12 protein-coding genes are annotated in these 12,908 nt (G+C 52.5%); 9 read left to right on the forward strand and 3 right to left on the reverse strand.

The annotated features are described in order from the left end of the window. Positions 1–879: 879 nt before the first annotated feature. Positions 880–1,044, reverse strand: a complete 165-nt coding sequence (locus SB13_RS05155) for a hypothetical protein (RefSeq protein ID WP_235202368.1) — start codon at positions 1,042–1,044, stop codon at positions 880–882. Positions 1,045–1,504: 460 nt separating this feature from the next. Here SB13_RS05155 and SB13_RS05160 point away from each other — a divergent pair, with 460 nt between their 5' ends. Further along, positions 1,505–2,374 carry a phage repressor protein CI gene (locus tag SB13_RS05160; RefSeq protein ID WP_026739325.1) on the forward strand — a complete coding sequence of 290 codons (870 nt, stop codon included), beginning with the start codon at positions 1,505–1,507 and terminating at the stop codon, positions 2,372–2,374. Between the two features lie 189 nt (positions 2,375–2,563). Here SB13_RS05160 and SB13_RS05165 read toward each other — a convergent pair whose 3' ends face one another. Together SB13_RS05165 and rsmF are read right to left on the reverse strand one after the other, a co-directional pair. After that, positions 2,564–2,758: a YdfD/YebW family protein gene (locus SB13_RS05165; RefSeq protein ID WP_026739326.1), complete on the reverse strand. Its 195-nt coding sequence runs from the start codon at positions 2,756–2,758 to the stop codon at positions 2,564–2,566. A gap of 117 nt (positions 2,759–2,875) precedes the next feature. Continuing rightward, positions 2,876–4,324 carry a 16S rRNA (cytosine(1407)-C(5))-methyltransferase RsmF gene (rsmF, locus tag SB13_RS05170; RefSeq protein ID WP_026739327.1) on the reverse strand — a complete coding sequence of 483 codons (1,449 nt, stop codon included), beginning with the start codon at positions 4,322–4,324 and terminating at the stop codon, positions 2,876–2,878. Between the two features lie 270 nt (positions 4,325–4,594). Here rsmF and SB13_RS05175 point away from each other — a divergent pair, with 270 nt between their 5' ends. The 8 genes from SB13_RS05175 (at position 4,595) to pepT (ending at position 12,892) form a co-directional block, all read left to right on the forward strand. Beyond that, positions 4,595–5,089 (forward strand): GAF domain-containing protein, encoded by a 495-nt coding sequence (locus tag SB13_RS05175; protein ID WP_026739328.1) that lies wholly within the window; start codon positions 4,595–4,597, stop codon positions 5,087–5,089. Between the two features lie 95 nt (positions 5,090–5,184). After that, positions 5,185–5,907 carry an RNA chaperone ProQ gene (gene proQ, locus SB13_RS05180; protein ID WP_026739329.1) on the forward strand — a complete coding sequence of 241 codons (723 nt, stop codon included), beginning with the start codon at positions 5,185–5,187 and terminating at the stop codon, positions 5,905–5,907. Between the two features lie 19 nt (positions 5,908–5,926). Beyond that, a complete protein-coding gene (gene prc / locus SB13_RS05185) occupies positions 5,927–7,945 on the forward strand; it encodes a carboxy terminal-processing peptidase (RefSeq protein WP_026739330.1) in 2,019 nt (672 codons plus the stop codon). Between the two features lie 288 nt (positions 7,946–8,233). Beyond that, positions 8,234–8,488, forward strand: coding sequence for a FeoA family protein (locus SB13_RS05190; protein WP_026739331.1), 255 nt, complete (start codon positions 8,234–8,236; stop codon positions 8,486–8,488). Between the two features lies 1 nt (position 8,489). Continuing rightward, on the forward strand, positions 8,490–8,717 hold the full coding sequence (locus tag SB13_RS05195; protein ID WP_026739332.1) for a FeoA family protein: 228 nt from the start codon (positions 8,490–8,492) through the stop codon (positions 8,715–8,717). Between the two features lie 24 nt (positions 8,718–8,741). Further along, the gene (gene feoB, locus SB13_RS05200) at positions 8,742–11,063 is read left to right on the forward strand and encodes a Fe(2+) transporter permease subunit FeoB (protein ID WP_026739333.1); all 2,322 of its coding nucleotides are present in this window, start codon (positions 8,742–8,744) and stop codon (positions 11,061–11,063) included. Positions 11,064–11,099: 36 nt separating this feature from the next. Further along, on the forward strand, positions 11,100–11,348 hold the full coding sequence (locus tag SB13_RS05205; RefSeq protein ID WP_026739334.1) for a FeoC-like transcriptional regulator: 249 nt from the start codon (positions 11,100–11,102) through the stop codon (positions 11,346–11,348). A gap of 275 nt (positions 11,349–11,623) precedes the next feature. Beyond that, on the forward strand, positions 11,624–12,892 hold the full coding sequence (gene pepT / locus SB13_RS05210; protein WP_051616432.1) for a peptidase T: 1,269 nt from the start codon (positions 11,624–11,626) through the stop codon (positions 12,890–12,892). The last annotated feature ends 16 nt before the right edge of the window (positions 12,893–12,908 follow it).

Here is a 12,908-nt window from a genome sequence, read left to right on the forward strand (position 1 = left end):
TTCGGCATCATGTGGGTAAGTTATTAATTTTCAGATGAGCTGAGAAATAAAAAGGGCGGAGTTGACGAGCGATGAATACTGCTGTTTTTTATGCTGAGAAACATCGTGTATTCCCGGTAATTTCATTTTTTCTGATAAAACGGTGGCAGCGGCAGCAAAGAATACAATTCAAAAACAACGCTAGCTTCGAAGATTTGCTATGAGCGATTCTTTCATTGACACCATCTCCTTACGCCTAAAGTGAGTTAACCCGGCGATATGACAAACCGCACATGGCTGCTGACCGGAATGTTCTGGAGCGGTAGTGACGCACGTGAGGACGTTCATCGACTCATCGACTCTATCTGGCAGAGGTAAATAAGCGACAAGTGAAGGGCGTGTCTGCGCTGCAAATTAATGATAAACACAGTGATGTTGGGGCTTTCTAAAGGGCGGTTTTTCTGATGTGCGATTAATTACGGTATATCGTCGAACTTGATTGATTATTTATCTATTTGGACGCCTGAAAGATGGACAAATGAAATAATGATTCTTGACGATACGGGTATAAAATCATCGTTAAAGATCAAGCTCCACTCACAGGGATAATGAAGTGACAGTAGACATTTACATCAAAGGATCTGCCTTCGGAAATTGAAAATTATTTTCATCGGCATACCCAGGCGGTAAATAGACATTAAGTCAAAATGACACTATTTTTAGAGAACTCCCTTCTGGTGAGTGAGCGTTACAATGGAGCACTGGATGAGAATAGTTTTGTTAACTTCTTCGTTCACGCCGATAAATATCGAAAATGGCGACAAGATCATGTCTCTGGACGAGACGGTCAGTTTTACCAGAAGCTATCAGCCATCAAGGGATGTCGTGAGGGATCTTTGTCTACAGGGAATGCCGGTCTAACCAGGCTTTGAGCCGCTGAATGTCGCCGCTATCATGCAGCGCCTGCTGAAAGTCTTCCGCTTCTACCGCACCATGAGCCAGATCGGCAATCAACGACATCGCGACTTGCATCTCGTCAGGCCGGATTTGCGAGAGTAATGTCATATCCGCAATCAGCCTGATTCTGGCTAAGGTCAATTCTTGATTTTCGAGATGTTCCACAATAGTCTGCCTGTCTTCTTAACTGTATTTATATACAGTATTTTATAGAATGCCATATTCGTCAACCCATAACTGCCCATGGCGTTTTTAGAAATGGACTTCTTACCGCCACGCCAGGTGCTATGATTATAACTTATTGATTAAAAATGAGTCGTTGGTATGGTTCTGGTCTTGATAGATAAAAAACTGGGCTTGCGGCCTCATGTGGCGAATTTTTGATTAGTAAGTAAGTTAACTGAGGTTTTGCACTGGAAATTTGGGGAAAAGGCCGCAATATTTCCATCCTGGATAGCGGTAAAATTGTAATATCATCAGTTGTCGCGCAGTTTTTCTTCGATAATTAGAGCTGTGACGGTTTTTAGGGCGGTTAAGAGACATATCGTATCTATTTCATGCTCAAGAGGTGTTTTTGAACAGAGAAAGCAATACCACGGCAGCGGTTTCTGTGCTGGGGAGGATCCTGTCAAGCTATGGGGTGAAAACACAAAAGGAATTGAGCGAAGTGACAGGTATTCCTGCCAATACCATCAGCAACTGGGTTCAGCGAGGCAGTGTCCCTGGCAATATCATCCTGAAGTGCGCGTTGGATAACGGCGTTGATGCGGGGTGGCTGGTGACCGGCGAATTCGTTGACACGCCCGAAATGCTGCATCAAGACGTCAATCTCAAGGGCAAAGCGCTCTATGAGCAAATTTTGGCTTCTGGCGGTCGCGCCGTGTTGCGGCGAATGCTTGATGCCTATGGTTTTAGCACACAAAAAGAGCTGGGCGAGCTGCTGGATATCGCGCCCGGCACCATTAGCACCTGGATCCGCCGTGATTTTTTCCCCGGTGATGTCGTCGTGGCGTGCGCGCTGGATACCGGTGTATCGCTGGAGTGGCTGGCTATTGGCAAAGGCTCGCCCCATCACCCTGGGCATTCTGACGTCAGCGATGCGGGGGATACCGTTCTGGTGCCGCGTAAGACGCTCAAGGCGGGTAAGTTGCAGGTCGCCGGCGACTGGAAAGCGGATAACACCTTCCTGCCTGCAGGCGTTCACTCGCCTCTGTTAGTGGAAGGCAGTACGGCGTCATGGCTGGTGGATACAGGCGTCACCTGCCTAGGCAACGGCCGCTGGCTGCTGGACATTGACGGCAGAAACGATATCTATGATGTCTCACTGCTACCGGGTAAAAAAATCTCCGTGACCGGCACTGCCGCGCAATTCCAGTGCGGGGCTGATGAAGTCTCGCCGGTCGGACTGGTGGTTTTCACCATCACACGCAATGTCTGAAGGGGCGAAGCGCCTATCGCTTCGCTCTACATTAACGCCAGTAAAAGGGTTGTACCGTTTGGCTTGAATATAAATCTGCGGGATTAACGATGAGCGTTTGGTGGGTAAGCGGGATTGTGTTTTATAGCTCCAGTTCACCGTGTTATAGATTTATGTTGTCGCTTAGGCTGCATTGAGGTCAGCTGTAAGTTATCTCATATCTCGGTATTCCTGTGCGGGACGCCAGAACCCATCAATAAAGTCTTCTATGGGATAACATCCCCCATTGCGAATACGTTGCTCGCCCATGGTTTTCAAACACTGTGTTTCTGTCTCATAAACGCCCGTAACCAGGTCTTCACAACTCCCGCCCACGTAGCAGACAAAAATCACCAATACGAACATGCGATGCCTTCCTCTGCGGATGAATGAGGGCTTAAGAATTAACAGGCTAACGCAGGAAGTGTAGTTGAAAATGTGACAGAAGGGGGATGCCAGAGCAGCATCCCGGATGTCATATCATTAGTCGCCGCAAGGTGCGGCGCTGGCGCCATCGCGGACCAGATCGCGAGGAAGCGTGTTTTTAAACCGGCTGCCGATGCGTTTCGCGATCCCCAGTGAGGCGTTACGCCAAATTAACAGTGCTTCGCTGACATCGGGCAACGCTTCAGGGTAAACATCCTTCCCCTGAAACCACGCCTGGGCCTCTGCGGCATTCAGTTCAAACGCGGCGGAGGCGTTGACATCTCCCAATGCGACAATCGCCTCATGCTGCCAGCGATAGCCTTTGGCATAGCGCTCGGCTAGCTTGATTCCAACTCTGGAGAAGCGGACTTTCCCAAGTAACGGCGTCAACGCGACGGGGAATAACCAGATTTCATCATCGCGCTGCCACAATTGAAGTTGCTCTTCGCACCATTCGATGCCTTGATCACGAGCTGCGGCAGTGAGTAGCTGCGCCACTTTTCCCTGTAGCGGACTAAACGGAAACTTGCCCATTTTGAACCCTGGATGCGGCAATGGCGGCACGCTGGCGGTTTTTCTCAGGCGTGCGACAAAGAATCCCTCGCTATCGAAAATTTGAGGGAAAACGTGCAGAAATCCGTCCTCAGTCGCGGCTTGATGCGCGGTTGGGAACAGGTCGTTTAGAGGTTCAATCACACAGGCGTCAGGGAATTGCGCTAACAGCCAGCGGCAAACCTCCTGGTTTTCCTGGTGGTTAAGCGTGCAGGTGGAGTAGATCAGCGTCCCCCCCGGCTTCAACGCGTGGAACGCACTCATGATCAGCTCGCGCTGGGTTGCAGCGATGTTCACGATACTTTCAAGCGACCAGTGACTCATCGCCGCGGGATCTTTCCTGACAACGCCTTCGCCGGAGCAAGGGGCATCCAGCAGCACGGCGTCGAAGCTCTCCGGCAGCGCGCTGCCGAAGACGCGCCCGTCAAAATGCGTAAGCGCGGTATTACTGACGCCGCATCGGTGCAAATTGGCATGCAATACTTTTACCCGGCTGGCCGCATACTCGTTAGCGACGATACCGCCCTGATTATTCATCAGCGCTGCGATTTGCGTAGTTTTAGAGCCCGGCGCCGCTGCAACATCCAGCACTCGCTGTGGCTGCGCGCCACCTGAAAATAGTGCGCTGACGGGCAGCATCGAGCTGGCTTCTTGGATGTAGAACAAGCCGGCGAGGTGCTCAAGCGTATTGCCGAGCCGCACCGCTTCTTCATCCGCATTCGACAGCCAAAATCCCGTCTCACACCAGGGAATGGATTCCAGTGCCCACCCATGGGCTGCGGCAAGTGCACAGAAGTCCGCTACGCTAATCTTGAGTGTGTTGACCCGGATACTGCGACGCAGAGGTCGTTGACAGGCCGCAATGAAATCATCCATCGAGAGATGGCTTGGCATGATGCGTTGAGTGGCATCGATAAATTCGGCTGAGAGCGTTGCTGGGATAGGTTTGGCCACTGGCAATTTCCGGTTAGGACAAAAGCAAAGCGCGGATTTTAGCATAAAGTGAAGAGTTGCTGGCTCGGGGCGGTCTTTGTCTCCTGTTTCAGGGAATAGGAGCGTATGGAGACGTCAGTTGAAAAGTGAGACTGTCCTGAATTTTAACGGATCCGCATTTGCTGATTTTATGCGAATGAAGAAATCTAGTAGCATCCTGGTCTGAATACTTATTTAATGGCGCGTTGGTGTGAAACACTGAGCAGTTTGGAAAGATAATCTTACCGTATGATGAAAAAACAAGAATTTTACGAAGAGTTGGTGAGGGATTTATCGTCACTGATCGCGGGTGAAAACCGATTTATTACTATACTGGCAAACAGCAGCGCCTTGCTGTTCGAACGGCTGGAACACGTTAATTGGGCGGGTTTTTACCTGCTCGATCAGGATACGCTGTTCCTTGGTCCGTTTCAGGGGCGCGTCGCCTGCGTCCGTATTCCTGCGGGCAAAGGGGTATGCGGTCGGGCGGTATCGGAAAAACAGGTACAGCGGGTGGGGGATGTTCACGCATTTCCCGGCCATATTGCCTGTGATGCGGCAAGCAATGCAGAAATCGTATTGCCGCTGTTGGTCAATGGACAACTTATCGGCGTGCTGGATATCGATAGCCCGGAATATCAGCGGTTTGATGCCGATGATGAAGCCGGGTTGAGTGCCGTCGTTTCAACGCTGAATGCTCAACTGGAAAACAGCGATGTACTTAGTTTCATCAATTCTCTCAGTTGAGACACGGATAACGTAGCAATTGCCGATGACGTCATTATAATGACGCCTGTTCATGCCTGCGCCGGTTGGCGAACCCGTTGTAATCAGGAAATTTCATGGAAAATCAACCTAAGTTGAATAGTAGTAAAGAAGTCATCGCTTATCTGGCAGAGCATTTCCCGCTCTGTTTCTCCATTGAAGGCGAAGCACGACCGTTAAAAATCGGTATTTTTCAGGATCTGGCCGCTCGCGTGCCCGAGTCCGATAACATCAGTAAAACGCAGTTGCGTTCAGCGCTGAGACTCTACACCTCCAGCTGGCGTTATCTGTATGGCATCAAGCTGGGTGCGCAGCGTGTCGATCTGGACGGTAATCCTTGCGGAGAGCTGGAAGAGCAGCACGTAGAACATGCGCGCAAACAGTTGGAAGAAGCGAAAGCCCGAGTACAGGCACGTCGTGCTGAACAGCAGGCTAAGAAACGGGCTGAAGGGGGCGATGCAGCCGAACCGGCACGTAGACGTCCTTCCGCGGGTAAAAACGCGCCCCGCCGCGACAACGCCGCTTCCGCCGCACGTAAGCCACGCCAGCCTTCTTCTCGTACAGCACAAACTTCCTCATCTGATCAACCGCGCCAGTCTCGTGCGGCTCGTGAAGATCAGCAGGCGCCGCGACAGGCTGTGACGGACATCTCCAGCCTGCACATCGGCCAGGAAATCAAAGTCAGAGCGGGCAAAAGCGCCATGGATGCCACTGTGCTTGAAGTTGCCAAAGATGGAGTCAGAGTTCAGTTGGCTTCAGGAATGGCGATGATCGTACGCGCAGAACACTTGCAGTTCTGATACGGAGGCCAACCTCGGCATGAACAAATTCGTAAAATCGACCGTATTAAGCTGCCTTCTGTTGGCGGGCAGCAGCTTTGCCAATGAGAACATTACGCGCGTCGATCAGATTCCACAATTGCAGCCGGAAGCGCAAGATGCCACCGTTAGTGAGCGCGTCTCGTCACGGTTTTTGCGTTCCCATTACCGGCAATTCTTGCTGGATGAGCAGTTCTCAGACAAAATTTTTGCTCGCTACCTCAACATGCTCGACTACAGCCATAATGTGCTGTTAGCGTCTGATGTAGTGCAGTTCGACAAACAAAAAGGGCAGTTAGGTCAAGACTTGAATAATGGTCGATTGGATCTGCCTTATGCGTTATACAACCTGGCGCAGAAACGTCGCTTCGAGCGTTATCAGTATGCGTTGTCGCTGCTGAATAAACCGATGAACCTCACGGGCAACGACTACATCGACCTCGATCGAGACAAAGCGCCTTGGCCGAAGTCGCAGGACGAGCTGAACCGTCTGTGGGACGCCAAGGTTAAGTTCGACTGGCTCAGCCTGAAGCTGACGGAAAAAACCGACAGCGAAATTAAAGATATTCTGACCAAGCGCTATCAGGCGGCGATTCGCCGACTGGTTCAGACCAACAGCGAAGACGTCTTCCAGCTCGTGATGAACTCACTCGCGCGTGAGATCGACCCGCACACCAGCTATCTCTCCCCACGCAATACCGAACAGTTTAACACGGAAATGAGCCTGTCTCTCGAAGGCATCGGTGCCGTATTGCAAATGGACGAAGATTACGCCGTAATCAATTCCATGGTGCCGGGCGGCCCTGCGATGAAGAGCAAACGCATCGTGGTCGGCGACCGCATTGTCGCTGTAGGTCAGACGGGAAAACCGATGGTGGACGTTATCGGATGGCGATTGGATGATGTCGTCGCGTTGATCAAGGGACCGAAAGGCAGCAAGGTACGTCTTGAGATCCTCCCGGCCGGCAAAGGTACGAAAGCCAAAACGGTAACGCTGACGCGTGAGCGTATTCGCCTTGAAGATCGCGCGGTCAAAATGACCATCAAAAATGCCGGCAAGGATAAAGTCGGCGTACTGGATATCCCCGGTTTCTACGTAGGCTTAACTGATGACGTCAAAGTTCAGCTCCAGAAACTGGAAGCCGAGAACGTCAGTAGCGTCATCATTGACCTGCGGGGTAACGGCGGCGGAGCGCTGACTGAAGCCGTCAGCCTGTCCGGACTGTTTATTCCGAGCGGTCCCGTGGTACAGATTCGCGATAATAACGGCAAGATCCGTGAAGACAGCGATACCGATGCCACCCTCTATTACAAAGGTCCATTGGTGGTCCTGGTCGATCGCTTCAGCGCCTCAGCGTCGGAAATCTTCGCCGCCGCGATGCAGGATTACGGACGCGCGTTGATTGTGGGTGAACCGACCTTCGGTAAAGGTACTGTGCAGCAATATCGGTCGCTGAATCGCATCTACGATCAGATGCTGCGCCCGGAATGGCCAGCGCTCGGTTCGGTGCAGTACACGATCCAGAAGTTCTACCGTATCAATGGCGGCAGTACCCAGCGTAAAGGCGTGACGCCTGATATCATCATGCCGACTGGGTTGGAAACGATTGAGACCGGAGAGAAGTTCGAAGACAACGCCTTGCCGTGGGACAGTATCAAACCGGCTGATTACACCAAAATGGGTGACTTCACCGCGTTGTTGCCGGTCCTGAAGGCGGATTACGACCAGCGCATCGCCAAAGATCCGGAGTTCCAGTACATCCAGCAGGATGTCGCTCGCTTCAAGGCGCTCAAAGAGAAACGCGATCGTGTCTCTCTAAATCTGGCTCAGCGCCAGAAAGAGAATAATGACGATGAAGCAATTCGTCTGCAGCGAATCAATGAGCGGTTGACCCGTCAGGGCAAACCGACGCTGAAGTCTCTGGATGCGTTGCCGAAGGATTATCAGGAGCCCGATCCGTATCTGGATCAAACTGTGCAGATTGCTGAAGATTTAGCTCTGCAAAAACAGGCTAAATGATAAACCTCGCAGTATGAATAACAGGCCCTGGCGAATAACGCCGGGGCCTGTTTGTTTCTATCCCCCGTTTTTATCCCTCTTTTTACGCGATTCCAATGCGTCTGATTCTCAACAAATCGTCACATTTTCTGTTTTATAACGCCTACCTATGCCTGCTTTGATATGTGTCAAACGCCAATCTGCCGACTGAAATATATTAAGAATTATTCTTACTTGTCTTTTTATCCCACAAAAAGACAGCCGTTTAAGCACACTCCCGCATGATAGGGACAGATAGGAGGTCTGCGGATGACCTTACGTATTCAAACACTGCTCGATATTCCTCTTAACACGCATAGCGTGGTCGCGCGCATAAGGCTCGTGGGCGAACAGCAACAACGTTTAATGGATCTGGGGATACGCATCGGACGAGAGGTCCGAGTCATTCAACGCGAGGCTAACCAGCCGCTGATGCTGGCCTCGGGCGATAGTCGAATCGCCATCAACTGGGATATGGGTAAGCAGGTGTGGGTATCGCCACAGCAATCCGGAAGGAATGGATAACATGTCATTAGAAACACTGACCGCAGGAACTCACTGGAGAGTCGTGGGATATCAGAAAGGCGCCGCAGATTACCGTAAGCGCCTACTGGCGCTTGGCGTCACTCCGGGCGTCGAATTCACCGTGTCACGGGTGGCGCCGCTGGGAGACCCCATCGAGCTGCGCGTGCGAGGCTCCGCCATCAGCGTACGTAAAAATGAAGCCAAAATCATGATATTGGAACAGTGTTAATGCTGCTCAGCGAGTAAGGATGTTATGGATACGCAATCCGTTATTTGTGTCGTAGGAAATCCCAACTGCGGTAAAACCACGCTTTTCAACGCATTGACCGGGAGTAAGCAGACGGTCGGCAACTGGCCGGGCGTGACGGTAGAAAAAAAGGTCGGAGAATGTCGTCTTAAGGACCGTCGGATAACTCTCGTGGACCTGCCGGGCGTCTATTCACTCAACCCATCTTCCGAAAGTTCGGAAGATGAGCGCGTGGCGCGTGACTACATTCTGGCTGGCGAAGCCCAACTGGTATTAAACATCGTCGATGCCTCCAATCTGGAGCGCAACCTGTACCTCACCTCACAGCTGCTGGACATGAAGGTGCCGATGGTGGTGGCGGTCAACATGATGGATATCGCCGTGTCCCGTAAATTGGATATTGATATGGATGCGCTGCGACGAGAGTTGGGCTGTCCGGTCATCGCGATTACCGCGACGCAGAAGCGGGGGATAGGCTTGCTCAAGGAGATGTGTCAGGACGCGTTGATGCATCCCGCAGTACCTCCGGTTGAGGTGCCTTATGATCTGCCGCTGCATGAGGCCGCACTATCGATCGCCGACCTGTTGAAACATCAATCGCCTAAGGTGAATGCCTACTGGTCGGCGCTCCAGCTGCTGGAGCGCGACATCACGATGCGCAGCCACATCCCGGAAGATGTGCTGGCCGTTGCCGACGAAAAGGTTGCCGCGTTGGAAGAACACTACGGCGATGAGCTGGATATCTTTCTGGCTGATGCCCGTTATCGGTTCGCGGCGTCGATTGCTGACCACGCGGTGGTCCGTAGAGGCGAAATGTCGGCCACCTTGACGGACAAAATTGACCGAATTGTGTTGCACCGTTTTCTGGGGATCCCGATTTTCCTGCTGGTGATGTACCTGATGTTTATTTTCACCATCAACATCGGCAGCGCTTTCATCGACTTCTTCGACAAACTGTCCGAAACCCTTTTTGTTAAAGGATTCGGCGAACTCTTGCTGGCGCTCCACAGTCCTGAATGGCTGAAGACGCTGCTCGCCGATGGGGTCGGATCCGGTATTCAGACCGTATCCACCTTTATCCCGGTGATTGCCTGCCTGTACCTTTTCCTGTCCTATCTGGAAGACTCTGGTTATATGGCGCGAGCGGCATTCGTCATGGACCGCTTCATGCGGAGCATCGGTCTACCGGGAAAAGCCTTTGTGCCGCTGATCGTCGGCTTCGGCTGTAACGTGCCTGCCGTGATGGCGACGCGCACGATGGAAAAGCATAGCGACAGAATCGTCACGGTGATGATGGCGCCGTTTATGTCCTGCGGCGCGCGGTTGCCAGTGTATGTCTTGTTCGCGACGGCCTTATTCACCCAAGGCGGCCAGAACCTGGTCTTCGCTCTATACCTGATTGGTATTGCCGCGGCCATCGGTACAGGTTTTCTGCTGAAAAAGACCGCGTTGCAGGGCGATGCATCGTCTTTCGTCATGGAAATACCGCCATACCACTTACCCGGCCTGAACAGCGTACTGGTCAGAACCTGGGAGCGACTGAAAGGCTTCGTATTGCGGGCTGGCAAGCTGATCGTCGTGGTCGTGACGGTGCTGAGCTTCTTCAACTCTCTGGGGACAGACGGCACTTTCGGTAATCAGAATACCCAGAAGTCCGTACTCTCCGCGATTGGCCAGGAGATTGTGCCAGTCTTTAAACCAATGGGGATCTCGCAGGAAAACTGGCCGGCGGCTGTCGGCGTGTTTACGGGTATTTTCGCCAAGGAAGCGGTTGTAGGGACGCTGGATTCGCTCTACGGCACGATGGCGAGTCAGCAAAGCGGCACCAATAGCGAAACTGACGCGCCATTTAGCCTGTGGGGCGGCGTTCAGGAGGCGCTGGCGACGCTACCGGAAAACTTCGGCAAGCTCGGCGACGCGTTGCTGAACCCCCTTGGGATTGAAGTTGGCGATCTCAGTGATACGGCCACCGTCGCGAAGGACAATGAATTTTCCGTGACGTCGCTGACGGTCATAAGCCAACTGTTCGATGGCCGCTTGGGCGCATTTAGCTATCTGCTAATGGTGCTGCTATACGTGCCGTGTGTGGCGGCTGTCTCCGCAATTTGGCGTGAGGTCGGGACTGGCTGGACACTGTTCTGCGTTGCTTGGACGATTGAACTGGGTTATGGCGCCGCCGTGCTGGTGTATCAGGTTGGCCGCTTTACCCTGCATCCGTTGTACTCGACGGCTGCCATCGCTGGCGTCGTCATGATGGGGGGCGTCACCGTGCTGTTGCTACGTCATCGTGGGGTATCGCAGCAGCGGTTGGCTCACAATGTGCAATGACACGGCGTCTGCAAAAGGGGCGCAAGGGGGTAATGCATGACCTTGATAGAGTTACGCGATTTTGTTCGCGCGAAGCGTAAAGTCTCGGTACATGACATCAGCGTCGCATTTCATGTCGAACCCGGCGTGATTGACGGCATGATGAGCATTTGGGTTCGTAAAGGGCAGGTTCGCTTCCACGCGGCGCCCGTGAGCAGTCAATGCGGCAGTTGCTGCTCCTGTAACAAAAATATCAGCCAGTATTACGAGTGGCTGGAGACGCCCTCCGAGACCGCAACGCGCTGATCGTTCCTCTCTCATTTCCCGCTGAACTTGCATCAGGTTTAGCGGGTATTTTCTGTTCTTTTTATGTTATGAAAACACATCTTTGATGTTGCGGATTCGGCGGTCTCGCTACATGCATTTTCACATGCTTCTCCTTTTCCGGCTCTGAAGCGGCTTCGGCGGCCATTTATAGACTATCGTTATGTAGCGAAACTAACAAAAACTGATGTGACGCAATATCTACCCGGAGAGCCCTATTCATAATGCAACCTGCGGTCCATCCAAGGGAGTTAAAGATGGAAAAATTACTCGATCGTTTTTTGAACTATGTCTCTTTTGATACCCAATCCAAAACCGGCGTACGGCAAGTGCCGAGCACCGATGGGCAATGGAAGCTGGCACAGGTTCTACAACAAGAGCTGATGGCCTTGGGATTGGAGCAGGTAACGGTCGGAAATCATGGCTGTGTGACTGCGACGCTGCCGGGCAATGTCGCCTGGTCTGTGCCAACCATCGGTTTTATCGCCCATATGGACACGTCCCCGGACTACACCGGTAAACATGTCAATCCGCAGATTGTCGAAAACTACCGCGGCGGCGATATCGCGCTGGGCGTGGGGGAAGAAGTGTTGTCGCCGGTCATGTTCCCCGTGCTGCATCAACTGCTGGGGCATACGCTGATCACCACAGACGGTAAAACGTTGCTGGGCGCTGACGACAAAGCCGGTATTGCCGAGATCATCACCGCCATCGCTCGCCTCAAAAAGCGACAGATCCCGCATGGCGATATCCGTATCGCCTTTACGCCGGATGAGGAAGTGGGTAAAGGCGCTCAATATTTCGATGTGGACGGCTTCGGGGCCGAGTGGGCATACACCGTGGATGGCGGCGGTATCGGCGAACTGGAGTATGAAAATTTCAATGCGGCTTCCGCTACGGTCAAAATCGTCGGCAACAACGTTCATCCGGGCAGCGCGAAAGGCGTGATGGTTAATGCGCTGACGCTCGCGACGCGTTTCCACCAGTTGGTACCGTCTGACGAATCCCCCGAACACACCGAAGGCTATCAGGGCTTTTATCATCTTCACGGCATCAAAGGCACGGTCGAACGGGCGGAAATGAAATACATCATTCGCGACTTCGAACGTAGTGGTTTTGAAAAGCGTAAAAAAACCATGATGGATATTGCCGAACAGGTCGGCAAGGGGCTCCATCCTGAGTGCTATATCGAATTAAGCATGAACGACAGCTACTACAACATGCGCGAGCAGGTGGAACAGTATCCGCATGTCATCGCTCTGGCACAGCAGGCCATGCGTAAGTGTGGGATTGAACCGGTAATGAAGCCAATCCGCGGCGGTACGGATGGCGCACAGCTCTCTTTTCGCGGATTACCGTGCCCCAATCTATTCACCGGCGGCTACAACTATCACGGCAAACATGAGTTTGTCACGGTAGAGGGAATGGAGAGCGCCGTGTCTGTCATCATGAATATCGCCGAGCTGACCGCGCAGAATACGCGCGAATCATCGAGAACAAAGCACGATTATACCGTCAAGATCTAAACGCGTTTCCTTCGAC

The sequence above is a fragment of the Lonsdalea quercina subsp. quercina genome (assembly GCF_000688695.1).
Classification (GTDB): domain Bacteria; phylum Pseudomonadota; class Gammaproteobacteria; order Enterobacterales; family Enterobacteriaceae; genus Lonsdalea; species Lonsdalea quercina_D.